Genomic DNA, 25,125 nt, shown 5'->3' with positions numbered 1-25,125 from the left:
TGTCATCCTGGAGCCGGAGCCGGAGCCGGAGCCGGAGCCGGTGGCGCGGCCCGTCATCCGGCAGGCCGGGGGTGCCGGGGTACTAAGATGGGAACCATGAGTCTGCCTCCCGATCCTTTCGAAAATGACCCCGCCCGCCGCCTGGACGACGGCGGCGGCTCCACCGCCGTCATCGAGCGTGAAGAGCAGCGCGAGTACACCGAGCCCGGTGACAGCGAACGGTTTGCCCACTACGTCCGCAAGGAAAAGATTATGGAGTCGGCACTGTCCGGCGAACCTGTGATCGCACTGTGCGGCAAGGTCTGGACGCCGGGCCGGGACCCGAAGAAGTTCCCGGTCTGCCCCACCTGCAAGGAAATCTATGAGGGGCTGAGCGCGCCGAAGGACGGCGGCAAGTAACTCCGGGGCACCCGTGAGCCGTTCGGCGGCGGGGCCGCGTCCCGCCGGCGCATTATCCGGAGCCTACCGGGCCCTGACCCTGGGCATCCTGGCGATCATCACCTGTTCCGCCTTTGAGGCCATGGCCGTCACGACGGCGATGCCGGTCGTGGCGCAGGAGCTCTCCTCCGGGGCGGGCTACGGCCTGGCGTTCTCGATGTACCTCACTGCCTCGCTGCTGGGCACCGTTGTTGCCGGCAGCAGGTGCGATGTGCAGGGCCCGCGGCCCTCGCTGGCGGCGGGCATGGTCCTGATGACGGCCGGCCTGGTGATGTCCGCACTGGCCGGTGAGTTCTGGCTGGTTACTGCCGGCAGGGCTGTCTCGGGACTCGGCGGCGGGGCCATGATTGTGGCTGTCTATGTGATCATCGGGGAAATCTATCCGCCAGCGCTGCAGCCGGTGGTCTTTGGCTGGCTGGCCACGGCCTGGATCCTGCCGTCCATGATCGGACCGCTGGCGGCCGGGCTGCTTGCGCAGTATGTGAGCTGGCGGTGGGTCTTTGCCGCCGTCATTCCCGTGGTCCTGGCGGCGTACCTGATGATCTGGCCGAGGATCCGCTCCCTGGGCCCGCCACAGGACCCGGTTCTGGACCCCACCTTGGGCCGGCGCCGGGCGCTGTGGGGCTCCCTTCTGGCGGCGGCGGTTTTTGTGGCCCAATGGGCTGGAAACGAAGCCGCTGTAGCCTCCGGATCCTCACGCGTGCTCCTGGGCGCCGCGGCGGTTGCCGGTGCCCTCACGGCTGGCGCGGCCCTGTCGCGGCTGCTGCCCGCCGGCACCCTGCGGCTGGCTCGGGGGCTGCCCTCGGTAATCGCCACGCGCGGGCTGCTCAGCGCCGGATTCGTCGCTGCGGAGGCGTTCCTGCCGCTGATGCTGCTGGAGACCAGGGGTGTGGATCCGGCCACTGCGGGACTGGCACTGACCGCCGGAGCGGTAGGCTGGGCTGTGGGTTCCTTCCTGCAGGCACGTGCCCGCGGACATCGTCACCGCATGCTGGTGACCGGTGCATCCGTACTGGCCGCGGCAGTGGGAGGAACCGGTCTGCTCACAGCGCCGTCGGTACCTTTCTGGGTCATCGTGGTGGTGTGGTCCTTCGCAGGAGCGGCCATGGGCCTGGCCCTCTCCAGCACCTCAGTGATGGTGCTGGCACTGTCCACTTCCGCTGACCGGGGACGCAACTCCGCGTCACTGCAGATTTCGGACCAGCTGGGAGCGGTAGCGGGAACCGCGGCGGCAGGGATTCTGTTTGCCCTGCTCCACAACCCGTCAGCTTCCGGACAAACCGGCGTGTACAGCGTCATATGGCTTGTCCTGGCCCTCTTTGCGTGCCTGGGGATCCTCTCCGGCGCCCGCAGCGCAATAGTTACCCCGAACACAGGAAAGGTGCCTTTCACAGCGTGAGCCCCGAGACACTCTTCGGCGGACCGGCCCTGCCGCCCGCCTATCCGGAACGAGCCGCGTGGGGCACCGCCCCGAAGCTGCGCCAGTGGCAGGCCGAAGCCCTGGAAAAGTTCTTCGCCTCCGACTCGGACGACTTCCTCGCCGTCGCCACCCCCGGCGCAGGCAAGACGACCTTCGCCCTCCGGGTTGCCACCGAGCTGGTGGACCGGGGGATCGTCAAGCGGATCACCGTGGTGGCTCCCACGGACCACCTGAAGCGCCAGTGGGCTGACGCCGCCGCGAAGGTGGGGCTGGCCCTGGACCCGAACTTCAAGAACGCAGACGGCCGCCACGGCGCCGGTTTCATCGGCGTCGCCGTGACCTACGCCCAGGTGGCATCCAAGCCGATGCTGCACCGGGCCAAGACCGAAGCCGCCCGGACCCTGGTGATCCTGGACGAGATCCACCACGGCGGCGACGCACTCTCCTGGGGTGACGGCATCCGCGAGGCCTTTGAACCGGCCGTGAAGCGGCTCTCCCTCACCGGTACACCCTTCCGGTCGGATACCGCGGCGATTCCGTTCGTTGAATACGAGAAGGACCGGGACGGCATCCGCCGCTCCAAGGCCGACTACACCTACGGCTACGGCGAGGCCCTGCGGGACCATGTGGTCCGCCCGGTCATGTTCATGGCCTATTCCGGGCAGATGCGCTGGCGCACCAGCGCCGGTGATGAAATGGCCGCATCCCTGGGGGAGGCGGCGGTCACCAAGGACATCACAGCGCAGGCCTGGCGTACCGCTTTGAACCCCACGGGTGAATGGATTCCGGCCGTGCTGGCCGCCGCCGACCGGCGGCTCTCCGAGGTGCGGCGCGCGGTGCCCGACGCCGGCGGCCTGGTCATTGCCACCGACCACGACGACGCCCGGGCCTACGCCGGGACGCTGAAGAAGATCACCGGGCAATCCCCGACAGTGATCCTCTCCGATGACGCCAAGGCCTCGGACAAGATCGATGAATTCTCCGCCGGGGACCAGCGCTGGATGGTGGCGGTGCGGATGGTCTCCGAAGGCGTGGACGTGCCCCGCCTGGCAGTGGGGGTCTACGCGACCTCCACCGCCACACCGCTCTTCTTCGCGCAGGCAGTGGGCCGGTTTGTGCGCGCCCGAAAGCGCGGGGAGACGGCGTCGGTCTTCCTGCCCTCGGTGCCTAACCTGATGGCCCTGGCCAACCAGCTGGAAATGGAGCGCGACCACGCGCTGGACCGGCCGGAAAACCACCTCGAAGAGGAGGGGTTCGGGCTGGAGGACAGCCTCATGGAGGCCGCAAACCGGGAGGAGAAGGCCTCGGACTCGCTGACCAAGCAGAAGTTCGAGGCGCTGGAGTCCCAGGCGTCCTTCGACCGCGTACTGTTCGACGGCGGCGAGTTCGGTACCGGCGGCGAGCTCGGCAGCGAAGAGGAACAGGACTTCCTGGGTATTCCCGGGCTGCTGGACGCGGACCAGATGGGTGTGCTGCTGCGCCAGCGCCAGCACGATCAGCTCTCCCGCCGCGGCAAGAAGGCGCCCGCTGCTGTTCCGGAACCGGAACCCTCGGTCATGGACCACCGCCGGCTCACCGAGCTGCGCGGCCAGCTGGCCAAGAACGTGTCCGCCTGGTCGGCGCGTTCGGGCATGCCGCACGGCATGGTGCACAGCGAGCTGCGGCGTATCTGCGGCGGCCCGCCCGTGGCCCAGGCCAATGAGGAACAGCTGAACCAGCGGCTCAAGAAGCTGCAGGACTGGTTCATCGGCCGCAAATAGGCCGCAAAACGAGAAGGGCTGCCGGAGCATGACGCTCCGGCAGCCCTTTGGCGTGGGGTTCCCCTAGAGGTCCAGCAGCTCCACGCCGGCGTCTTCGAGCTCGGTCAGGGCGGCTCGGGTCTCGGCCCGGTCAATCCCGCGGCACAGATCCGGAATAACGTACGTGTCGTAGCCGGCGGCAATGGCATCCAGGGCAGTGGCCCGGACACAGTAGTCGGCGGCCAGGCCCACCACCACGACCTCTTCGACGTCGTTATCCCGCAGCCAGTCGTCCAGGCTCACCGTATCGGCCGGGTCTGCCGGAACCGCGGCGGCATCGAGATCGCCGGTGGGAACCTCGTCCTCGGGAGCGAGCACGCCCTCGAAGCCGGAGTACGCCGCCTCGTACTGGCCCTTGCGGAAGTAGGCGTCAATGTGTTCGGTGTCCAGGTCCGGGTGCAGGTTCGCTCCGGGCGTGCCGGCAACGCAGTGCACCGGCCAGGACGTCTTGTAGTCCGGGGTGTCGGAGAAATGGGTTCCCGGTTCAATGTGCCAGTCCTGCGTCGCGGCCACTACGTCGTAGCGGCCCAGCGTGGTCTCGAGGTAGTCAGTGATTTCCGACGCCGTGTCGGTACCGCCGGGAACCGCCAGCGACCCTCCCTCGCAGAAGTCGTTCTGGACGTCAACAATAATCAGGGCGCGCGTCATGCTTACTCCTCGTAGTCGGTGGGGATGGCCGGTTCACCGCGCTGCAGGCGGTTTACCGAGGCCGGAAGTTCGGCCAGGGAATCGGTGTGTCTCTTGGCTGCACGCACAACGGCCTCGGCGCCGGTCCAGCCGGGCAGGACTTCGCCGTCGGCGACGAACTGGTGCACCAGCGGACGGTCGTTGCCGTCGTCGAGCGGGCGGTGGCCGATGCCGATGACCTCGGCGCTGGCCGTGCCCTGCTCGTTGAGCCGGCGCAGCGCGTACTTGCGCCCGCCCCGGGAGGCCTTGTTCTTGGCGGCTTTGGCCACCGACACAAATTCGTGGTTGTCGTCTTCGCGGCTCACGAGCTTGTAGACCATGCCGGCGGTGGGCGCACCGGAACCGGTGACCAGGGAGGTTCCCACCCCGTAGGCGTCCACCGGTGCGGAGGCGAGTGCGGCAATGGCGTACTCGTCCAGGTCAGAGGTCACCATGATGCGGGTTTCGGTGTTGCCCAGCTCATCCAGGAGCTTGCGCACCCACCGGGCCTGGGCCACGAGGTCACCGGAATCCAGCCGGACCCCGCCAAGCCGGCGGCCCGCGGCGGCGACGGCGTTGCGCACCCCTTGTTCGACGTCGTACGTGTCCACCAGCAGCGAAGTGTCCGCACCGAGCGAGCCGATCTGGGCTTCGAACGCGTCCTTTTCAGTGTCGTGCAGCAAGGTGAAGGAGTGGGCGGCGGTGCCGACCGTCTTCAGGCCGTAACGGCGGCCCGCTTCCAGGTTGGAGGTGCTGTCGAATCCGGCGATGATCGCTGCGCGCCCCGCTGCCACGGCTGCTTCCTCGTGGGTGCGGCGCGACCCCATTTCAATGCAGGGCCGGCCGTCGGCGGAGGTGACCATGCGGGAGGCGGCCGAGGCGATGGCGCTGTCGTGGTTCAGCACGGACAGCAGGAAGGTCTCGAGGATGCAGGCCTCGGCGAAGCTGGCTTCAACCGTCAGGATCGGTGAGTTCGGGAAGTAGGCCTCGCCCTCTGCGTAGCCGAAGATGTTCCCCGAGAACCGGAAATCCGCCAGCCATTCCAGGGTGGGAGCGTCCACCACGGACGTGCTCTCCAGGAATTCCAGCTGCGGCGTATCGAACCGGAACGCGGCCAGGGCCTCGAGGATGCGCCCGGTTCCGGCCACCACGCCGTAGCGGCGCCCGTCGGGCAGGCGGCGGCCGAACACTTCAAAGACCGACCGGCGGGAGGCGGTGCCGGAGTGCAGGGCAGCCTGCAGCATGGTCAGTTCATAGTGGTCTGTATACAGGGCGGCATTGGGCTGGCGCCAAGCGGTAGGGCTGTTCACAGTCAAAACTCTAACCCCCGTTCGCTTATTGGGCAGAAGGGGCCCGCTGTCGGTCCGGGAACATGCGCCAACCTACAATTGGAGTCATGACTGTGAGCACTGCGCCAGGCGCCGATACCCTTGAACGCGCCGAAACGCATTCCCTGACCGGCGCCGACGTGCCGTGGGTGGTGATCGTCTGGAACGATCCGGTGAACCTGATGAGCTATGTCAGCTATGTCTTCCGCAGCTATTTCGGGTATTCGGAGGCCAAGGCGAACAAGTTGATGATGGAAGTGCATGAGCTGGGCAAATCCGTGGTGGCCACGGGCTCCAGGGAATCCGCCGAGCGGGACACCGTGGCGATGCACTCCTTCGGACTGTGGGCCACCTTCCAAAAAACCGACCAGCCCTGAGATTCAGGCGCCAGCACGGCAGCACAGCACACCAAGCGGTACGGTCCGGCCCCGGGCCGGCGGATAGGACAGACGTGGCAAGCGGATTCAAAACCACCCGCAAGGGAATCTCGGCATCGCTGGAGGCGGGGGAGCGCGAGCTGCTGCGCAGCCTGTTCGCCGACGTGCTTCAAATGCTGGAACCGGACACCCCCGCCGACGCCGATCCGCTGGCCGCGATGGTGGGCCTGGATGCGCAGGCCTTTGTGCCCTCGGACCCGGCATTGCACCGGCTGCTGCCGGACGGGGTGCACGGCGACGACGACGAATCGCTGGAGTTCCGCCGGCTCACCGAGCGCTCGCTGCGGGAGACCAAGATCGGTGCGCTGCGGGCGGCTGCGCTGCTGCTCGAATCAAAGCCGCTGCTGCTGAACCAGGAGCAGGCACAGTACTTTGCCCGGGCCCTGAATGATGTGAGGTTGGTCCTTGCCGACCGGCTGGGACTGGAAACCGATGAGGACGCCGAGGCGCTGCACGACATCACCGATCCCTCGCAGGCACAGGACGTCGACGGCTACCTGGCGCTGGTTTACAACTTCGTGACGTGGCTCCAGGAGACCCTGATGCAGGCCATGCTCCGGTCGCTGATGTGACCAAGGGCACGCCGGGATGAGTACGCCCCGGGGTGTGGGGGGACTATTCTCGATACATTATGAGCTCAGACCCCGATAGGCCGCTGAAGGCCAATCACGACGCCCCGATTGGCATTTTCGACTCCGGGGTTGGCGGGTTGACGGTGGCCCGGGCAGTGATCGACCAGCTGCCCAATGAATCCATCCTGTACGTGGGCGATACTGCGCGCGGACCGTACGGGCCCCTGCCCATTGCCGAAGTCCGTGCCAATGCCCTCGGCGTGATGGATGAGCTGGTGGATGCCGGCGTCAAGCTGCTGGTCATCGCCTGCAACACCGCTTCAGCGGCAGTGCTCCGCGATGCCCGCGAACGCTACACCCGCCGTTACGGCATCCCGGTGATCGAGGTCATCCAGCCGGCCGTGCGCCGGGCCGTGGCCGCCACCCGCTCCGGACGGGTCGGAGTAATCGGCACCGAGGCAACCGTCGGCTCGCGCGCCTACAACGACACCTTCGCCGCAGCACCCCACCTGCAGATCGCCTCCGTGGCCTGCCCTGCCTTTGTGGAATATGTCGAGGCCGGAGTCACCGCCGGAGCCGAGCTGCTGGCCACCGCCGAGGAGTACCTGGCCCCGCTGAAGGCCAAGGAGGTGGACACCCTCGTCTTGGGGTGCACCCACTACCCGCTGCTCACCGGCGTCATCTCCTATGTGATGGGCGACGGCGTGACGCTCGTGTCCAGCGCCGAAGAGACCGCCAAGGACGTGTACCGGGCCCTGATCTCGCATGACCTGCAGCGCACGGACGCCACCGCTCCCGAACACCGCTTTGTGGCCACGGGGGATTCGACGTCGTTTGAACTCCTCGCCCGCCGCTTCCTGGGACCCGAGGTCCTCAGCGTCGAACACGTGTCCAACGTGGCGGCGCACTATCCCACCGGCAGCCTGGCCCGGATCACTCCGGACATGGTTGCCGCGGCCCGCTCCACCCACCACGAGCACGGAAGGCCGCCAGGCGCCCTTCGGAACGGCAGCTAAATGAAATTGACCATTGTGGGCTGCAGCGGATCCTTTCCTGGCCCGGCATCGCCCGCATCCTGCTACCTCGTGACCGCCAACGACGGCGTCCGCGACTGGCGGATCCTGCTGGACCTGGGCAACGGCTCCATGGGCGCACTGCAGCGCTACATGGACCTGCGCGACATCGACGCCGTCCTGCTCACCCACCTGCATCCGGACCACTGCATGGATCTGTGCGGCCTGCATGTGGCCGTGCACTGGGACCCGGCTGGCTGGAACCGGGACCGGATCGCCGTCTGGGGACCCAAGGACACGGCGGACCGGATGGCCACCGCCTACGGCCTGCCCACCGAACCGGGCATGCACGAGGACTTCGACTTCCAACACTGGAACAGCCGCGAGGCCATCACCATCGGGCCGTTCACCGTCACGCCCTATCCGGTGCGGCATCCGGCGGATGAAGCGTATGCGCTGCGGGTGGAAGCCGCCGGCACCGATGCGCAGGGCAACCCCGTCACCCGCACCCTTGCCTACTCCGGTGATACAGATTCCTGCCCCGGCCTTGAGGAAGCGGCCCGCGACGCCGATGTGTTCCTGTGCGAGGCGGCCTTCCATGAGGGGCGCGACGACGCGATCGACGGCGTCCACCTGACCGGCAAGCGCGCCGGTGCGGCGGCCTCCGCAGCCAACGCCCGCCGCCTGCTGCTGACCCACCTGCCGGTCTGGAACGACGCGAACACCTCGGTGGCAGAGGCCAGGGAAACCTACTCCGGTGACCTGGCGGTCGCCGTCGCGGGTGTCTCCTACGACGTTGGCAGTCCCTTTGCCGCGCCACTGGCCGTGCAGCGCGGAGTGCAGCCGGCGGGATAGGAGTCCGCGCTAGCTGCCCTTCCCATGACCATGGCCCTTCCCCTGGCCCTTCCCGTGGCCGTGACCATGACCGTGACCGTCCCCGTCCCCGTCCTCATCGCCCGGAATCTGCGGGTATTCACGATCGTTGACGAACTCCGCGGGACGATACCTGATGAAGTCCGCTTCACCCAGTCCCAATGACTCCGCCGAGCGGTCAAGCTGCCGGGGTTCAGCCAGGTTCGCCCAGCGTCCGGTCTCCAGGCGTTCGTCCATGGCCAGCACCGCGGCGACCCGTTCTGCATCGGTGAACGTGCAGTGACCGGTCCGCTCGATGTAGGCCTGGCGCAGCAGCCGGCCTGCGCCAGCGTCCGCGACAGTCTCCTCGTATTCCTCCATGTACTCCACCGGGGCCAGGATGTCGGCCAGCGTATGCATCGTCAGCACCGGCATCAGGAGCTCCCCATGCGGGGTCGAGGTACGGTCCATCCACTCGAGGGCCTGCGGATCCGGCGGTATGTCCGCTGCGGCGGTGAGGGTGCCAAGATCACCCTGCAGATCCAGTCCGGCGCTGCGGTACAGCGCCTTGACCTGCCCCCGCTGCTCCGAGTCCCACAGCAGGGAGCCGTAGTCCACGCCCTGGTTCCAGCCGCTGTCGCCGTCGGCGGCTTGGACAATCGAGACACGTGAGCCGACCACAAACGGGATGGTCTGCAGCAGCCAGTTGTACTGTGCCTCCTGCTGGGCGGCATAATCCTTCCTGCCCGGCGCCGTGTCCCCGCTGAACCAGGTCGGCGTGTTCATCAGGGCCGCCGCCAGCGCCAGCCGGGCCCGGCCCCCCGGTGTCGCCTGTGCCTGCTGTACCGCCCCCATCAGGGCGTTGATGGTGACGCCGGCTTCCTCGGCGGTGCGGAACCCGGTCAGCTGCAGCGCAGTACCCGGCAGGAGCAGCTCGGCGAGCGCATGAATGCCGTCCAACTGGTAATTGTTCAGGTTGATCCCGCCGCCCAGCAGGCCGCAGGTGCTCACCGCTCCGTCCACTCCGCTGTCCGGGGTTTCCGCGATCAGGCTGCTGACCAGGCCTCCCATCGAGGTGCCGAAGGCGATGGTCCGGGCGGGCTCGCCCGCCGCCGAGGAGAAGGCAGCCAGGGTGCCCAGCTGGTCCGCCACCGCGGTTCCCAGCGCCCAGCCGGGGGCCGCGTAGGACGAGGATGCCACCGCGAACCCCCTGTCGGTCAGTGCCTGGGCAGTGGAGTCAAAGCCCGGGTCCCAGGCCGGGTTGTCGGGTCCGGGCCGGAAGCCGTGACTGTAGAGCACCAGCGTGCCGTTCCAGTCCTGCGGCAGTTCCGCTGCCCACGTAGCTCCGCCGGGAAGCGTTCCGCCGAGCTCCGTGACGGCGGCTTCCGTGACCGCGGGTTCAACCGCTGTGGCCATTGCCGGTGCCGCCGCCAGGGCCAGCGAAACGGCAACCCCCAAAGATGTCAGTCTGCGCATGTGCGGCCGTTCCTTTCTGCGTCATTGCAGGAGGTGCTGCCCGGCTCCGGCCCGGTCCAGGACGGATTGGGGGCTCTGGATGGTACGGCGACACCCTAGGGGCCCAGGCTCCGGGCTGGGAAGGGTAGGGGCGGGTTATGGCCAAACCCGCCCGCCCGGCGCAGACCGTCCGGCCGATAGACTGGGGCCATGACAACCGCCTCAAACAGCCCTGTTTCCGCTACGCCCGCCGCCGTCGTCCGCTCGGACGGCCGCACCCCCGACCAGCTGCGCAGCGTTACCATCACCCGCGGCTGGTCCAAGCAGGCGGAAGGCTCCGCGCTGATCGAATTCGGCAACACCAAGGTGCTGTGCACCGCCTCCCTGACCCCCGGCGTGCCGCGCTGGCTCAAGGGCGAAGGCACCGGCTGGGTCACTGCCGAATACGCCATGCTGCCCCGGGCCACGAACACCCGCAACGCCCGCGAATCGGTCAAGGGCAAGCTTGGCGGCCGCACCCATGAGATTTCCCGGCTGATCGGCCGCTCGCTGCGCTCCATCATCGACACCAAGGCCCTGGGCGAGAACACCATCGTCCTGGACTGTGACGTCCTGCAGGCAGACGGCGGCACCCGCACCGCCGCGATCACCGGCGCCTATGTCGCGCTGGCAGACGCACTGGCCTGGGCCAAGGAGAACAAGCTCATCGCCCGCAACGCGCAGCCGCTGCTGGACACCGTCTCCGCGATCAGCGTGGGCATCATCGACGGCGTGCCGATGCTGGACCTGCCGTACGTGGAGGATGTCCGCGCCGAGACCGACATGAACGTGGTGGTGACCGGTTCCGGGAAGTTCGTCGAGGTCCAGGGCACCGCCGAAGGCGCCCCGTTTGACCGCGACGAACTGAACGCCCTGCTGGACCTGGCGCTGCTGGGCACCACCGAACTGGCCGGGATCCAGCGCCGCACCCTGGCGGAAACCGCATGAGCGGCGTTCCCGCCAGCGCCCGGCTGGTCCTGGCCACGCGCAACCCCGGCAAGCTCCGGGAACTGCGCGAGCTGCTGCGCGGACGGATTGAAGGGCTCGACGTCGACACCCAAGTGATCGATGCGGCGACCGCCGGAGTGCCGGACGTGCCCGAAACGGGAGTCACCTTCGAAGAGAATTCCCTGCTGAAGGCCCGTGCGGTGGCAGCTGCCACCGGCCTGGCCGCCATTGCCGACGACTCGGGGCTGGCCGTGGACGTGCTCGGCGGCGCGCCCGGCATCTTCTCGGCCCGCTGGTCCGGCCGGCACGGCGACGACGCTGCAAACCTGGACCTGCTGCTGGCCCAGCTGGCGGACATCCCGGCGGCGAACCGCGGGGCGGCATTTGTCTGCGCCGCAGCCCTGGCCATGCCCGACGGCGCCGCCGTGGTGGAGCGCGCAGAGCTCCGTGGGACGCTTCTCACAGAACCGCGGGGAACCGGGGGATTCGGGTACGACCCAATACTGCAGCCGGCGGGGATGAACCGCAGTGCCGCTGAACTGGCGCCCGAGGAGAAAAACGCCATCAGCCACCGCGGACAAGCCTTCCGGGCCCTGCTGCCGGCCATCGTGGATGCCCTGGCCTGAGCCGTGAGGGGGCGGCCGGTAACCAACCGGTCTGCCCGGGCCCGCAGGCGGGTCAGCGGCTCCGGAAAGCTCCCGGGCTGCCCCGCCGGCGGGTCCGGGTTTCCGCCCTGGACGGTTCTTAGGGCAGAATTGGGGGCAATATGACTACACAGATCCTTACCTCAGTTGCCACCGCCAGTACCGACGGATCGGCGCTGGGAGGGGTCGCGGAGTGGGCCGTCAACATCATGGAGGCCATCGGCGCCCCGGGCGCCGGCCTGGCCATCGCCCTTGAAAACCTCTTCCCGCCGCTGCCCAGCGAAGTAATCCTGCCGCTGGCCGGGTTCGCTGCCAGCCAGGGAAACTTTTCCCTCCCCGCGGCACTTATCTGGACCACCCTGGGCTCCGTGATCGGCGCCCTGGCCCTGTATCTCCTGGGCGCCTGGCTGGGACGGGACCGCATGCGTCGCCTCGTCTCCAAGGTGCCGCTGGTCGATCTCGAGGACGTGGACAAGGTCGAGGCGTGGTTCAACCGCCACGGCTACAAGGCCGTGTTCTTCGGCCGCATGATCCCGATCTTCCGCAGCCTTATTTCCATTCCCGCGGGCATCGAACGCATGCCGGTGTGGAAATTCCTGGGCCTGACCACGGCCGGAAGCCTCATCTGGAACTCAATCTTCGTTTTCTCCGGGTTTTACCTCGGGGAAAGCTGGCACATCGTCGAGGAATACGCGGGTGTCTTCCAGAAGATCGTGATCGTCGCCTGCATCCTGGTGGCCGTCTGGTTCGTGGTGAGCAAGGTCCGTTCCTATCGGCGCAAAAAGTCCGTCCGGCCGCCGGAGCCGGTCGAGGGGGAGTAGCCTCCGCCCGGCATTCCCGCCTGAGCTGGTCTGCCTTTTCATCCGCTTCATCCGATTAATCCGCACTGCCGCATAAGGAACCGAACACCGCGTGGGAATTGAATTCACGGCCATTGACTTCGAAACGGCCAACGGGTTCCGCGGATCCCCGTGTTCGGTGGGGCTGGTCAAGGTGCGCGACGGCGCGATCGTCGACGAGGCCTCCTGGCTGATGCGCCCGCCCGAGGGGCACGACTTCTTTGACCGCCGCAACGTGCGGATCCACGGTATTGAAGCAGACATGGTGGCCGGCGCCCCGCGCTTCGGCGAGCTGTTTCCGGAAATCGGAGCCTTCATCGGGTCGGATCTGCTGGTGGCGCACAACGCCGCGTTCGACATGGGAGTGATCCGCTCGGCCCTTGAAGTCTCGAACCTGCCCGGTCCCGCCTACGACTACACCTGTTCCGTGGTGCACTCCCGGCGCACCTACAGTCTGGTCTCGCACTCGCTGCCCTTCGCGGCGGAGGCCGCCGGAGTCCCGCTGCGCAACCACCACGACGCCGTCGAGGACTCCCGCGCCTGTGCCGGGATCATGCTGGACATCGTCCGCCGCAGCGGAGCCGCGGACATGGCCGGTTTCTTCGCGCTCCAGGGGATGGTGCCGTCGCGGCTGGAAGCCTACGTTCCCGGCGTCGATACCCTGTCCAAGGCGACCCGCGCAGCGCTGGAACGCGGCACCGGTTCGGAGGCCAAGGCCGTTGCCACCGGATGGGCCGGCTGGCCCTCGGAGGGGGAGAACCCGCCGCCGAATCCGCTGGCCGATCCCGGGCACCCGCTCTTTGGCCACACCGTGGTCTTCAGCGGCAACCTCGGGATGTCCCGGCAGTCCGCCAAGAACTCCGCTGCCGATCTGGGCGCACGGCCCGCCTCCAACGTCACCCGTGCCACCACCATGCTGGTGATGGGTGACGGCTTCGAGGCCGGAGACCTGCGCAACGGCGTCCTGACGGGCAAGGCCCGCCGGGTCCTTGACCTGCATGGCAAGGGCCAGCGCATCGAAGTCCTCTCCGAGGCGGAGTTCCTGCAGATGATCGGCGGCACCTGGCCCGCCTCCAGCCAGTAGCCGTCGAGCCGGCAGCCGTCGAGCGGCAGCCGTCCAGCTGCTGGCGGCTTAGCCGGTGGTGGCCTTGAGGAACTGCCGGGCGAGTTCCTCGATAACCTCCCGGCCCTCCAATGCCTCCAGCCAATCAGTGGGCAGTGCGGCCGCTCCGTGGAGGGTGCCCACGATGTTGCCGGTGATGGAACCGGTCGAGTCGCTGTCTCCGTCGTGGTTCACTGCCAGGGCCACCGCGGCGCGGAAGTGCTCCTGCGGCGTACCCGCGCCCGAGGTGGCCAGCGCGGCATACACGCCGATGGCCAGCGCCTCTTCCGCCACCCAGCCTGCCCCCAGGGCGGCGGTGAGTTCCGCGGGAGAGACCGGACCGCTGCCGGCCAGCGCGACGGCGTCGGCCAGCCGCGCGGCAAGCTCGGGAACACCGCTCTCACCCGCCCGGCGCACGGCGGACTCGGCGGCATCCTGCAGCGAGGCCTCCGGGGCCAGGAGATCGTGGATCAGGACACTGAACACCGCGGCGCTGTGCAGGGCCGAGGGGTGCCCGTGCGTCAGCGCAGCGGCGTCCTGACTCAGGCGGTACACCATTTCCGGCTCCACATAGGGGAGCAGCCCGAAGGGCGCGGAGCGCATCACGGTGCCGCAGCCCTTCGAATCGGGGTTGACGGGGCGGAAAGTGGTTCCCATGTCCGGCCCGGACAACCCGGACAGGCAGGCGTTGCCGGGAGCCCGGCGGTGGTGCAGCACAGCCTGCGTGTCGATCCACCGCAGCGGAGGCGACGGAGCGGCCGGGTCCAGCGCCACGCCCTGGGTCTTCAGCCAGCGCAGGTAGGCCAGCCAGATGCACGCGGTTTCGTCGGCGCCCACGCCCTGATTGGCCCATTCAAGGGCTTCGAGCAACCCGTCGAGCGTATAGAGAGTCATCTGGGTGTCGTCGGAAAAGGGAACGGGGGCCGGCAGGGCCGCAAAGTCCCGCAGCCCGTCCGGGCCAAAGGCCGCGCTGATCTCCGCAGCCGGGGAGAATTCGACGGCGTATCCCAGGGCATCGCCCAAGGCGCCGCCCAACAAGGCGCCGAACACTTTTCCTGCTTGTCCCTCGAGGGGAAGATGGAAGGAGGACTCGCCGCTGTCCAGGGCCGAAGGTTCGGTCCGGGGCGGGTTTTCGGGGTTCAGGCTCACGCTTCCAAGCATATCCAGCCCCGCCGTCACAGCGAGCCTTCAGCATCTTCACAGCAGCCAATGGAAAGCTGGGTGAGTTTGCCCGTCTCATGGTTTCCATGCGGCGGGCCCGGCGGCGGCTGCCCCTCCCGGGGAGACCGCCGTGCCACACCATCTAGAAGAGGACACTTTTTGCGAATGAACGCTGAGCCCAACTCCGCAGGCGGCGCACGAGTTGCGCACCCTGCCACCGCACCCCTTAAGCGTCTGGACAACTACGGCCTGCTGGGCAGGAGCGCCGCCGAGGCAGTAGGTTCCTTCGTCCTGGTCTTCGCGGTCTCCGTGGGAGTCCTCGGCGGCACCGGCGGTATATCGATGCCGCTGGCCGTGGGACTCGCAGTAGCTGCGGCCATGGTGGGCTTCGGCTATGTTTCCGGCGGCCACTTCAACCCGGCCATCAGCCTGGCCAGCGCCGCAGCGGGACGCACCTCGTGGAAGGCCCTGCCCGTTTACGTCCTGGCGCAGCTGGTCGGCGCCCTGCTGGCCGTCGCCATCCTGTGGGTCGTGTTCCAGGGCCACCCCGAGCTCTCCGAAACCCGGCAGATCTTCACGGCCCTGGCCAACGGCTACGGCAGTGAATACGGCCTCGGCTTCCCGCTCGCCAGCGCCCTGCTGGCCGAGGTTGTTGCCACCGGACTGCTGGCCGCGGTATTCCTGGGCGCAACCTCAGGCCGCCGCGCGGCCTCCACCGCAGCGTTTGCCGTGGGTGTCACCTACGTGGTGCTCCTGACCGTCCTGACGCCCCTCACCGGCGGTTCCCTGAACCCCGCCCGTTCCACGGCTTTCGCGCTCTTCTCCGAGACCACTGCCCTGGAACAGCTCTGGCTGTTCTGGGCGGCTCCCGTCCTGGGCGCCCTGATCGCCGGGCTGATCTACCGCAGCATCGACCTCACCGTTGCCGGCAGTGTCAAAACCGGCGGGGCCGATGAGATTGACCATGACGACGAGGACTACGACGGCGACATCGACGAGACCACCGCCGAGGACGCCCACGCCGCACAGAAGCCGGCCAAGATGAAGGTGGACAAGCCTGCTCAGTCCACTGCCGGTGCGACCACGGCGTCCGCCGATTCCGCTGCAACTGCAGGCTCCGCCGGTGCGGGAAACCGCCGCGACCCCGACGCGGAGGCGCGTGGCTTCTTTGACGCCGACGGCGACGAATCGGGCCGCCCCGGCACGCCGAAGGCCTGACCTTCGGCCCTTTCCGGGCAATACCGGCGCCCACCCCCGGCCGCGGCACACCGCCGCGGAAGGGGGTGGGCGTTCTCATGCCCGGCGCGTCCCGGGAGTGTCAGCGCCGGGAGGTAGTTTTATTGGTATGCGATTACTGCACACCTCCGACTGGCATTTGGGCCGCTCCTTCCACGGCGTGGGGATGCTTGGCGCCCAGCAGCAGTTCATCGACGCCCTCGTGGACACCGTCCGGGAGCGGCAGGTGGACGCGGTCCTGATTGCCGGCGACGTTTACGACCGCGCACTGCCCGGCGTCGACGTCGTGCGCCTGCTTGACTCGGCCCTGGAGAAGATCACCGCTGCGGGAGCCAAGGTCATCCTCTCCAGCGGCAACCATGACTCCGCCGCCCGCCTGGGCTTTGGCAGCCGTATCTTCGAACGCGGCGGCGTGTACCTGCGGACCCGGATCAGCGAGATCGCCGAGCCGGTCCTGCTGGAAACCGGCGGGGTTCCCGTTGCCGTCTACGGGATTCCGTACCTGGAACCGCGGCTTGCCGCCCCGGAACTCGGCGTGGAGAACCCGCACCATGCCACCGTGGTGGCCGAAGCGCTCCGGCGGATCAGCGCCGATGTGCAGCGCCGCACCGACGACGGGCTGCCGGTGCAGCCGGTGGCCATGGCCCACGTCTTCGCCAGCGGCGGCATCACCTCGGACAGCGAACGCGACCTCACAGTTGGTGGAGTGGGGGCAGTGCCGCTGGATCTCTTCGACAGCTTTTCCTATACCGCGCTGGGCCATCTGCACGGGCGCCAGGAACTGAGCCCGTCGGTCCGCTACAGCGGGTCTCCGCTGCCCTATTCCTTCTCGGAAGCGAGGCAGGAGAAGGGCGGACTGCTGGTGGAGTTTGACGGTGAAGCCCTGGTCTCGGTGGAGCCGGTCCTGTGGCCGGCCCCGCGCCGGCTCGCGGTGCTGCGGGGGACACTCGCGCAGCTGCTCGCGGACCCGGAGCTTGCCTGGGCCGAAGAAGCGTACTGCCAGGTCACCCTGACCGACGACGAGCGCCCGGCGAAAGCCATGGACTCCCTGCGTGCCAGGTTCCCCGACACCCTGGTGCTGGCCTTCGAGCCCGCCTCCGGCCCCCGGGCAGCGAACCAGACCTACAGCCAGCGGCTGGCCAAGGCCACCGACGACCTCGAGATCTGCTGCGGTTTCCTGGACCACGTGCGCTCCCGGAAGGCCGATCAGCAGGAGAAGGCCCTCTTCGCGGAGATCCTCACGAAGGTCTCCTCAACGGAGGCAGCGCAATGAGGATCCACCGGCTCGAAATCCAGGCCTTCGGCCCCTTCGCCGACCGCCAGGTCATCGACTTCGACGAGCTCGGCGCCCACGGCCTGTTCCTGCTGAACGGGCCCACCGGAGCAGGTAAGACCAGCATCCTCGATGCGATCTGCTACGCCCTGTACGGCGGGGTTCCCGGTGCCCGGCAAACGGCTAAACGGCTCCGCAGCGACCACGCCGCGCCGGAGACCGCCCCTGAGGTGCTGCTGGAGTTCAGCTCCGGGGAGCGCCGCCTGGAAGTGGTCCGCAACCCTGCGTGGGACCGGCCGGCCAAACGCGGCACCGGAAAGACCGTGCCGGAGCAGGCCCACACCACCCTGCGCGAACTCATCAACGGGGAATGGGTGGCAAAATCCGCCCGCAACGATGAAGCCGGGGCCGAGATCCTGGCGCTGATGGGGATGAACAAGGAGCAGTTCACCCGGGTGGTGATGCTGCCCCAGGGGGACTTTGCCGCCTTCCTGCGGGCCGACGCCGGCACCCGCGCGGACCTGCTGCAGAAGCTTTTTGGCACCACCCGCTTCGAAGACATCGAACGGCAGCTCAAGGACGACCTCGCCGCCGCCTCCGAGGAACTCAAGGACGCGCGTACCGAGTCCGAGCACGTGCTGCGGCGGGCCCGCGACGAAATGGTGCGCTGGGCAGAAGCCGACGCCGATGCCGATGTTGGTGAAGCAAAAGGCGACGACGACGGCGGCGCCGCCGCTGCGGACGCGGAGGCCGGTGACACCGCGGCGGTGGAGGAATTCCGCCGCACCCTGGCGGCCCGGGCCGCCCGGACCCGGCAGGAACATGCCGCTCTTGCCGTGGCCCTGCAGGAGGCGGAGGCTGCGCAGCAGGATGTTGAGCAACGGCGTGCCCGGGGCATTGCCCGTGTGCAGCTCGAGCGCGACGAGGCCGAACACCTGGGTCAGCGTGAAATGGTCCAGCCCCTGCGGGCGGCCCTGGCACAGCACGCCCAGGCCGACGCACTGAACGGCTACCTGCGGGCAGCGGACAGCGCGGACCTTCGGCTCAAGGCCCGGGAAGAGGCCGCGGCCCAGGCGCTGGACGCACTCGCCGCCCATCCGCAGGGACCCGGCTACGGGTTCTTGGCGGAGGCAGCGGAAGAGGACCAGGCCGCAGCCCTTGCAGCAGCGGATGCCCGCCTGACTACGGAGCTGGGGGCGGCGGAAGCGGCCCTTTCAGAGGAACAGCGGATCAGTGCACTGGAAGCGGAACTCGCGGACGCCGTCGGCCGCGGTGAAACCCGCCGCGCTGAAGCCGCCGCCGCCGCCCAGGCAGCTGGCCAGCTGCAGACCGAAGAGAAGGAGCTGGCCCGGGAGCTGGAGGCCCTGCGGGAGAGAGCATCCCGAGGCGAGTCCGCCCGCGCCGAACTGGAGCAGGCACGGGCCGTGATGCTCGCGGTCCGGGAGTATGCCCAGGCCGCAGCCGACGCCGCGGCAGCCGACACGGTTGCAGCACAGCGCCGCGGGGCGTACCAGGACAGGCGCCAGGAATGGCAGGACAAACTGCAGCGCAGGCTGGAGCAGGCAGCGGCAGAACTTGCCGGCACGCTCCAGGACGGCTGCGGCTGCCCGGTCTGCGGCAGTACCGAACATCCGGCGCCGGCCTCCCTGCCGGACGGCGAGAACGCTGTCAGCAAGCAGGACGAGGAGCAGGCACGCCTGCTCACCGAGGCCGCCGAACAGGACTTTGAAACGGCCAGGCTGCAGGCAGACGACCTCAACCGCCGGGTTGCCGAACTGCGGATCCAGGGCGGCGACGGCGATCCGGAGCAGGCCCAGGCGCGGGAACAGGCTGCTGCCGCCGGCGTGGAAAGCACTGTGGAGGCGGCCGGTGAACTCGCCGCCGCACTGGAACGCGCAGCGGAACTGGCCGCCGAGCTGGACCGGCTGGCAGAGGCCGAATCAGCGGCCCGGCTTGCTGCAGCCCAGGCCGAAGAGCAGTGTGTATCAGCCCGGCGGCAGATCGCCGATCTGCGCGGCAGGGTGGACGGTGCCCGCGACGGGTTCACGAGCCTTGCCCAGAGGGTGGCTTCCCTTACCGGCCTGCGCACCCTCGCGGAAGCTGCCCGCCGCGCCCTCGCAGACCGGGACACGGCCCGGGAGAATGCGGCCTCCGCCCGGCAGGAACTGGCCGCGGCGCTGGAGGGTTCGATTTTCGATTCCGCCCAGGCCGTGCGCGATGCACTCCTCGACGGCCCCACGGCCGCCTCCTACCGGGAGTCCGTTTCCGCCTGCGACCAGGAGGAACAGCGGCTGGCGCTGCGCCGTGAAGGCGTGGACTCCGCCGCGGCCCTGGACGGTGAAGGCGAGCCGCTGCCGGTTCCCGACGAGGAAGACCTGGTGCTGGCCGCCGATGAAGCCGAAGCAGCGCGGGGCCGGCTCACCCGGTGCGCCGTGCAGCTGGGCCTGTTGGAAGCCTCCACCACCGCGCTCCGGGCCTACGGCCGGGAACTCTCCGAGGCGGCCGAACGCATCCGCCCCTTGGAGCAGCGGTACGACCTGCTGCGGTCAGTGGCAGACACAGCCAGGGGGCTGGGCGAAAACGGCTACAAGATGACCCTGAGTACCTACGTCCTGGCTGCCCGGCTGGAACAGGTGGCGGCAGCGGCAACCGAGCGGCTGTCGGCCATGACCGGCGGCCGGTACGCGCTGGTGCACAGCGATTCCACCTCCGGCAACAAGAAGGCCGGGCTGGGCCTGCACGTGACCGATGCCTGGACCGGGCAGCACCGCGACACCTCCACGCTTTCCGGCGGGGAGAGCTTTATGGCGTCGCTGGCCCTGGCCCTGGGACTGGCCGACGTCGTGCAGCAGGAAGCAGGCGGTGTCAGTATCGAGACCCTCTTCGTGGACGAGGGATTCGGCAGCCTGGATGACAGCTCGCTGGAACAGGTGATGGACGCGTTGGAGGGGCTGCGGGACGGCGGCCGCGTGGTGGGACTCGTCAGCCACGTCGCCGAAATGAAGCAGCGGATCGGGGCACAGCTGCAGATCACCAAGGGCAGGCATGGTTCCTCCGTGCGGTTCTCGGCGGGAGATCCGGTGGGCGTCTAAGCACACGATAGGAGGTAAAGTTGTGGGGTAGCCGGGTTGGGCGCATCGGGAGGGGGGACGGTGCGCGCTGAAACGTGTTTGGAATCAAATGAGCAACCTTTCCCCGGCAACCCCGGCGGCGCCTCTGTCCGCGTCCGCTGCATCCCCGCTTCCTGCCACCCCGCCACCGGCGCCGCAGGAGCCATCCCCTGAACCGACGTCCGGCCGTTACGCACGGATCTTTGCGCTCGCCGGCCGGGGGTTCATTCCCGTAGCCTTCCTGGCCCGCCTGCCATTGGCCATGCTGACCGTCGGAGCCCTCACCCTGGTCACCAGCGTCACAGGTTCCTATGCCACCGGAGGCCTGGCCGCCGGCGCCGTCGGCATCGGCTCGGCCATCGGAGCTCCGGTGCTGGGCTTCGTGGCGGACCGCATCGGCCAGCGGCCGGTATTGCTGGCCGCCGCCGTCGTCAATCCGCTGGCAACAGCCCTGGTCCTCTTTATGGCCTATCTGCTGCCGGACGCCGATTCTGCGCTGGGTGTCCTCGTTGCCGCCTTCGTCATGGGAGCCACCTGTCCCCAGGTGGGTCCGCTGGCGCGTGTGCGGTGGATGGCCATGACTTCCCGCCGGGCGGAATCCAAGACGGTCGGAGCCCGGGATTTGGATACCGCGATGTCCTACGAAAGCACCGCCGATGAACTGAGCTTTGTGCTCGGTCCGGCACTGGTCGGGCTGTTGGCGGCCGTCGTCGCCCCGTGGCTGCCGCTTGCCATTGCCGCAGCGCTGACGCTCAGCATGGTCGCCGCCTTCGCCGTGCATCCCACCGTCCGGGCTGTCGTCCCGGCGCGCCGTACCCAGGCGCCCACACCGGCCGGACAGGAAACCTCCGATACCGCACCGAAGGAAAAGGCGCCGCGCGCCGATTGGCTGCTGATCGCGCTGCCCGTGCTGGGCATGGTGTCCATGGGTACGTTCTTCGGTGGCACCCAGACCAGCCTGACCGCGTTCGGTGGGGTCTTCAATGTTTCCACCGCAGCCGGCCTGCTGTATGCGGTCATGGGCATCAGCTCGGCGGCTGCGGCCCTGTCCGTAGCCTTCTGGCCCGAGCGCTTCGGCCCGGCCACCCGCTGGGTGGCGTCCGCAGCGGCGATGACGGCGTTCTCGCTGCTGCTGCTGTTGCCGGCGGATATTCCGACCATGCTGGTCGCGCTCTTTGTCCTCGGCATCCCCGTGGGGCCGACAATGGTGAGCATCTTTGGTATCGGCGCCGTCGTTGCGCCGCGGCAGCTGATGAGTACGGTGATGACCATGCTGGCCTCGGGGCTGGTGGCCGGAACCGCACTGGGCGCATCCCTTGCCGGCGGGCTGGCAGACAGCCATGGCCACCAGGCCGCCTTCCTGGTCAGCGTCGGTGCCGCGGCCACGCTGCTGCTGCTGAGCCTGTGCACGCAGTGGGCCGTCAAGGCCCGCCGCCGGGTATAGCGGGCGCCGACGTTCATGCCGCCGCTGTCGAGGCAGTGCTCAGGTGGCTTAGTATCGAAGGAAGCGCCGGAAATTCGGCGGAGCCGCAGCGGACGAGGAGACCCACCATGGGCAGCGAAAACAAGGCCAACGACCACGCCAAGGACAGCGGGGAGACCACCGGCCCGGAGGGGACCATCCCTGACACCGAGGACGGCGTGGCGGCTGCAAGCACCGACGTACCCTCGAACTTTGAGCCTGAGGAAGACCAGGAATCCGCCGAGGGCGGATCCAAGTAACAGCAGCGCCAGACGCGGCAAAGCCCGGACGGGATCAACTTCCCGGTCCGGGCTTTGTTTTGCCTGCCTGCTGCCTGGCTCCGTGCTGGCGGCTGGTGCTTGTGCCGCAGCCGGCTCAGCCGAGGCTGGGAGCATGCGCCGGCGGCAGCGGAATGAACACATTGCCGGTGGTGACGCCCCCGGTGATGGCGTCGTCGGGACCGGCTTCGGCCTGCTCAACAAACTGCTGCAGGACTTCCGGTTCGACGGCCAGCGCACGCAGGGCGGCAGCGGCGTCGTGCGCTTCCGGGCGGGCTTCAACCGTCCTGGCGGTCATGGCGCGAAGCAGCTCCACCCAGTCGGTGCCCAGTTCCGCCGGAATCTCCGGATCGCGGACCAGGCGTGCGACGGCGGATTCCACGATCGGGCCGGGGAAGGCCTTCACTCCGGTGATGCACTCCAGCAGTACCAGGCCGAGTGAATAGATGTCGGTGCGCGGTTCGACGGCGCCACCCAGCGCCTGTTCCGGGCTCAGGTAGTTCGCAGTGCCAATTGTGGCACCATGGGCCGTTGCCTGGGTTGCCTCAGTCATCCGGGCAATCCCGAAGTCGGTCAGCTTTGGATAAAGCCGGGTGTCGTTCTCTGCCTGCGGATAGAGCAGGATGTTCGCCGGCTTGACGTCGCGGTGGATCACGCCGTTGGAGTGCACATAGTTCAGGGCATCTGCCAGGTCTGCACCGAGCGAGGCGGTGCCGGCCGGAGTCAGCGGGCCGGACTCCAGTGTGCGGCGCAGATCAGGGCCGTCCACCAGTTCCATCACCAGGAACGAAGCCGTCCGCCCGTCCTCTTCCTCATGGCTGCCGGCATCCAGCAGGGTCACCAGCCCGGGATGGTTCAGGGTGGCCAGCAGGAGGGTCTCGGTTTGCTGGCGGCGGTTCTCGTCATCCTCGTTCACACTGGGGCGGAACATCTTGACGGCCACCTCGCGGCCAAGGTTCTCATCCACCGCACGGTAGACCGATGCCGCGCCGCCGGAGCCGATGAGTTCAACGGTCCGGTATCGCCGCCCCAGGAGTACATCCACTGAGTCCTCCTAGAGGGAATTATCGAAGAAGCAAGAAAGCGGGCAGGAGGCTACGGTTGGCCTTGCCTGCCACCCGGGAAGCACTTTCATCAGCAGGCTGATTAAAGTGATAGGACTCTGCTTGCCCATCCATCTTATCCGCGACGGGTGCAGGCCCGGCGCAAACGGCGCCCGGCTTTACCAAGACGTGATGTGGACCTGCTCACCAGCCCGGGTACTTCGGGTGGCCAGGGTACTTCGGACGCGCCCGGGGGACTCTGGGCGCGCCCGGGGGGACTCTGGGCGCGCCCGGGAACTCTAGGCCAGGAACCGGATGGCCGCGTCCTTGAAGGCCCGGGAGGTCACGGCATTGGCGTGGGTGCGCCCCGGGAGCAGCAGCAGCTCGGCCTGACCGGACAAGCCGGCAAGCTCCGGCGCGGTTGCCGCCAGCCGGTCCTGGTCTCCGGCCACCAGGAGCAGGGGCATCGACGGAACCGCATCGGCGGGAACAAAAGGTTCGCCCTTGACGGCCTCGACCATGCTCAGCAGGGCTGCCAGGTCGTTGCCCGGCGCCAGCCGTGCCATCCGCAGCAGCTCGGCGGTGGTCCCGTCGGCAATTTCAGCGCCGTCGGCCAGGCTGGCCCGCGCCGCAGGCAGGTCGAAGTCCGCCAGCGGGTCTCCGCTGCCGGGGCCGCCGAGCACCATGCGGTGCACCAGCTCCGGCTGCGTGGCGCCGAACTCCCACGCCAGCCTGGAACCCAGCGAGTAGCCAACAATGTCCACTCCGGCAGTCGGGTCGGCGTCGGCCAGCGGACGGACGGCCGCATCCATCAGCAGCTGCAGCAGGTCCGCCCGGATCCAGCTCGGCCGGTAAGCGTCGAGGTCAGCGGGGGCAGCGCTGCGACCGTGCCCGGGAAGATCGACGGTAAGCACGGTACGGCCGGCGGCAGTCAAGGCGTCGACCCAGCCCGAATCGCGCCAGTTCAGCTGCGAGGATGATGCAAAGCCGTGCAGGAGGAGGACCGGCCGTAAGTTGGCTGAGCCGCCCTCGGGTGTGAAGACCTCGGCAAACAGGCGCGGGTCGGTGCCCTCGACGGTGTGGGTGTGCAGTTCCATGTTCTCGTCCTCGTCCAGATCGGCAGTGGATCGGTAACTGACCCGCGCCGGTACTCAAGTGCTCGTTGGATCCCGGGCGGGATCCGGCCGACGATGCCATCCGCAAAGCCGCCCGAGCGCTACGGTACGTCGAATCGCCCGGCCCGCTCAACCCGGGTCCGCGGCGTGACGGCTCGGTGCCTCTGGCGGCACCCGGTCGGCGCTTTCGGGCCATCGAGTGTGGGGCTCATGCCCCACCCCTTCGTCGAGTGTTGGGCTCATGCCCCACCCCTTCGTCGAGTGTTGGGCTCATGCCCCACCCACTCGTCCACTGTGGAGTTCATGCCTAAAACAGGTAGCGGAAACGGCATCTGCTCCACAATCGGCGGAGCTTACCGGCACGATCTCCACACTCGGCGTCCTGCCCTCCGATGCAGCCGTGCGTGGGGACTCCGCTAGAACCCTGGCATCAGCTCCGCCCCGCTACCAGGCCGGACTTTTTATCCCTGCTGTTTTTTAGGGCTGGCTTTTATTTTTATACGGGGTATGGTCTTGGACTATCAACAACGCATAGTTCACACGAGGAGCTGAAATTGTCAGGTAAATCCCCTCAGGGTTCAAACGATAAAAAACCGGGCAAGTCCATCAAGGACAAGCGGGCGGAAAAAAGGGCCAAGAACTCCACCGACGCAGAACTGATCCCGAAGAAGCGCAAGGGCCAGTAGCTGGCAAGCCACAAGGGCGGCATCGATAACAAGTTCGGTGCCAGTCGCAGCAGGGGTCAGCAGTAAAGAACCAGTAACTCAGGGGCATTAGGCCAAGGGCCAGTACCCCGGCGGCCAGGCAGCGGCAGCCAGATAATCCCGGTGTGGGATTTCTGGCTGCCCCTCTGGCCTGCCGGCTCACTCCGGCCACCGCCCCCGAACTGCAAATC

The 25,125-nt window shown here is 68.2% G+C and carries 23 protein-coding genes; 17 read left to right on the top strand and 6 right to left on the bottom strand.

All coding sequences use genetic code 11. The annotated features are described in order from the left end of the window. The first annotated feature begins 96 nt into the window (after positions 1–96). Genes KKR91_RS11830 through KKR91_RS11820 form a run of 3 tightly spaced genes read left to right on the top strand, consistent with a single transcriptional unit; the run spans position 97 to position 3,618 of the window. On the top strand, positions 97–399 hold the full coding sequence (locus KKR91_RS11830; protein WP_420481396.1) for a DUF3039 domain-containing protein: 303 nt from the start codon (positions 97–99) through the stop codon (positions 397–399). A 13-nt stretch (positions 400–412) separates the two neighbouring features. After that, a complete protein-coding gene (locus KKR91_RS11825; protein WP_210231582.1) occupies positions 413–1,837 on the top strand; it encodes an MFS transporter in 1,425 nt (474 codons plus the stop codon). Continuing rightward, positions 1,834–3,618, top strand: coding sequence for a DEAD/DEAH box helicase (locus KKR91_RS11820; protein WP_237687362.1), 1,785 nt, complete (start codon positions 1,834–1,836; stop codon positions 3,616–3,618). The genes KKR91_RS11825 and KKR91_RS11820 overlap by 4 nt, the downstream gene beginning before the upstream one ends. A 63-nt stretch (positions 3,619–3,681) precedes the next feature. Here the strand turns inward: KKR91_RS11820 and KKR91_RS11815 are convergent, their stop codons facing one another. Further along, positions 3,682–4,305, bottom strand: a complete 624-nt coding sequence (locus tag KKR91_RS11815) for an isochorismatase family protein (RefSeq protein ID WP_210231584.1) — start codon at positions 4,303–4,305, stop codon at positions 3,682–3,684. Between the two features lie 2 nt (positions 4,306–4,307). After that, a complete protein-coding gene (locus KKR91_RS11810; protein WP_210231585.1) occupies positions 4,308–5,633 on the bottom strand; it encodes a nicotinate phosphoribosyltransferase in 1,326 nt (441 codons plus the stop codon). 86 nt (positions 5,634–5,719) lie between these two features. Here KKR91_RS11810 and clpS point away from each other — a divergent pair, with 86 nt between their 5' ends. The 4 genes from clpS (at position 5,720) to KKR91_RS11790 (ending at position 8,528) form a co-directional block, all read left to right on the top strand. Continuing rightward, a complete protein-coding gene (gene clpS, locus KKR91_RS11805) occupies positions 5,720–6,028 on the top strand; it encodes an ATP-dependent Clp protease adapter ClpS (RefSeq protein WP_210231586.1) in 309 nt (102 codons plus the stop codon). 74 nt (positions 6,029–6,102) lie between these two features. After that, entirely contained in the window at positions 6,103–6,660 is a 558-nt protein-coding gene (locus KKR91_RS11800) for a DUF2017 domain-containing protein (protein WP_210231587.1), read from the top strand. Between the two features lie 59 nt (positions 6,661–6,719). Further along, positions 6,720–7,676: a glutamate racemase gene (gene murI, locus KKR91_RS11795; protein WP_210231588.1), complete on the top strand. Its 957-nt coding sequence runs from the start codon at positions 6,720–6,722 to the stop codon at positions 7,674–7,676. Beyond that, on the top strand, positions 7,677–8,528 hold the full coding sequence (locus KKR91_RS11790; protein ID WP_210231589.1) for an MBL fold metallo-hydrolase: 852 nt from the start codon (positions 7,677–7,679) through the stop codon (positions 8,526–8,528). 9 nt (positions 8,529–8,537) lie between these two features. On the opposite strand, the gene KKR91_RS11785 is transcribed toward KKR91_RS11790, so the two are convergent. Next, positions 8,538–10,001 (bottom strand): alpha/beta hydrolase family protein, encoded by a 1,464-nt coding sequence (locus KKR91_RS11785; protein WP_210231590.1) that lies wholly within the window; start codon positions 9,999–10,001, stop codon positions 8,538–8,540. 189 nt (positions 10,002–10,190) lie between these two features. Here KKR91_RS11785 and rph point away from each other — a divergent pair, with 189 nt between their 5' ends. The 4 genes from rph (at position 10,191) to KKR91_RS11765 (ending at position 13,534) form a co-directional block, all read left to right on the top strand. Beyond that, positions 10,191–10,967, top strand: coding sequence for a ribonuclease PH (gene rph, locus KKR91_RS11780; RefSeq protein ID WP_210231591.1), 777 nt, complete (start codon positions 10,191–10,193; stop codon positions 10,965–10,967). Then, positions 10,964–11,593, top strand: coding sequence for an RdgB/HAM1 family non-canonical purine NTP pyrophosphatase (rdgB, locus tag KKR91_RS11775; RefSeq protein ID WP_210231592.1), 630 nt, complete (start codon positions 10,964–10,966; stop codon positions 11,591–11,593). The genes rph and rdgB overlap by 4 nt, the downstream gene beginning before the upstream one ends. A gap of 140 nt (positions 11,594–11,733) precedes the next feature. Next, a complete protein-coding gene (locus tag KKR91_RS11770; RefSeq protein ID WP_210231593.1) occupies positions 11,734–12,432 on the top strand; it encodes a DedA family protein in 699 nt (232 codons plus the stop codon). Between the two features lie 91 nt (positions 12,433–12,523). Then, entirely contained in the window at positions 12,524–13,534 is a 1,011-nt protein-coding gene (locus tag KKR91_RS11765; RefSeq protein ID WP_210231594.1) for a 3'-5' exonuclease, read from the top strand. Positions 13,535–13,582: 48 nt separating this feature from the next. On the opposite strand, the gene KKR91_RS11760 is transcribed toward KKR91_RS11765, so the two are convergent. Then, a complete protein-coding gene (locus KKR91_RS11760; protein ID WP_420481395.1) occupies positions 13,583–14,701 on the bottom strand; it encodes an ADP-ribosylglycohydrolase family protein in 1,119 nt (372 codons plus the stop codon). A gap of 177 nt (positions 14,702–14,878) precedes the next feature. On the opposite strand from KKR91_RS11760, the gene KKR91_RS11755 reads away from it, so the two are divergent. The 5 genes from KKR91_RS11755 (at position 14,879) to KKR91_RS11735 (ending at position 22,054) form a co-directional block, all read left to right on the top strand. Continuing rightward, on the top strand, positions 14,879–15,931 hold the full coding sequence (locus KKR91_RS11755) for an MIP/aquaporin family protein (RefSeq protein ID WP_210231596.1): 1,053 nt from the start codon (positions 14,879–14,881) through the stop codon (positions 15,929–15,931). Positions 15,932–16,058: 127 nt separating this feature from the next. Then, on the top strand, positions 16,059–17,222 hold the full coding sequence (locus KKR91_RS11750) for an exonuclease SbcCD subunit D (RefSeq protein ID WP_210231597.1): 1,164 nt from the start codon (positions 16,059–16,061) through the stop codon (positions 17,220–17,222). Beyond that, positions 17,219–20,314, top strand: coding sequence for an AAA family ATPase (locus tag KKR91_RS11745; RefSeq protein ID WP_210231598.1), 3,096 nt, complete (start codon positions 17,219–17,221; stop codon positions 20,312–20,314). Before KKR91_RS11750 ends, KKR91_RS11745 begins: the two co-directional genes overlap by 4 nt. A gap of 88 nt (positions 20,315–20,402) precedes the next feature. Continuing rightward, positions 20,403–21,776 carry an MFS transporter gene (locus KKR91_RS11740; protein WP_210231599.1) on the top strand — a complete coding sequence of 458 codons (1,374 nt, stop codon included), beginning with the start codon at positions 20,403–20,405 and terminating at the stop codon, positions 21,774–21,776. Positions 21,777–21,883: 107 nt separating this feature from the next. Continuing rightward, entirely contained in the window at positions 21,884–22,054 is a 171-nt protein-coding gene (locus KKR91_RS11735) for a hypothetical protein (RefSeq protein WP_210231600.1), read from the top strand. Between the two features lie 115 nt (positions 22,055–22,169). On the opposite strand, the gene KKR91_RS11730 is transcribed toward KKR91_RS11735, so the two are convergent. Together KKR91_RS11730 and KKR91_RS11725 are read right to left on the bottom strand one after the other, a co-directional pair. Next, positions 22,170–23,117, bottom strand: a complete 948-nt coding sequence (locus KKR91_RS11730) for a serine/threonine-protein kinase (protein ID WP_210231601.1) — start codon at positions 23,115–23,117, stop codon at positions 22,170–22,172. 297 nt (positions 23,118–23,414) lie between these two features. Beyond that, on the bottom strand, positions 23,415–24,212 hold the full coding sequence (locus KKR91_RS11725; protein WP_210231602.1) for an alpha/beta fold hydrolase: 798 nt from the start codon (positions 24,210–24,212) through the stop codon (positions 23,415–23,417). 572 nt (positions 24,213–24,784) lie between these two features. Between KKR91_RS11725 and KKR91_RS17125 the strand changes: the two genes are divergently transcribed. Continuing rightward, a complete protein-coding gene (locus KKR91_RS17125) occupies positions 24,785–24,916 on the top strand; it encodes a hypothetical protein (protein WP_273544753.1) in 132 nt (43 codons plus the stop codon). Positions 24,917–25,125 lie beyond the last annotated feature (209 nt).

Origin of the sequence: Arthrobacter jiangjiafuii, from assembly GCF_018622995.1 — a bacterium.
In the GTDB taxonomy this organism is placed as follows: domain Bacteria; phylum Actinomycetota; class Actinomycetes; order Actinomycetales; family Micrococcaceae; genus Arthrobacter_B; species Arthrobacter_B jiangjiafuii.
The sequence above is the reverse complement of the archived record's forward strand: the minus strand, read 5'-3'. Positions and strand labels throughout refer to the sequence as shown.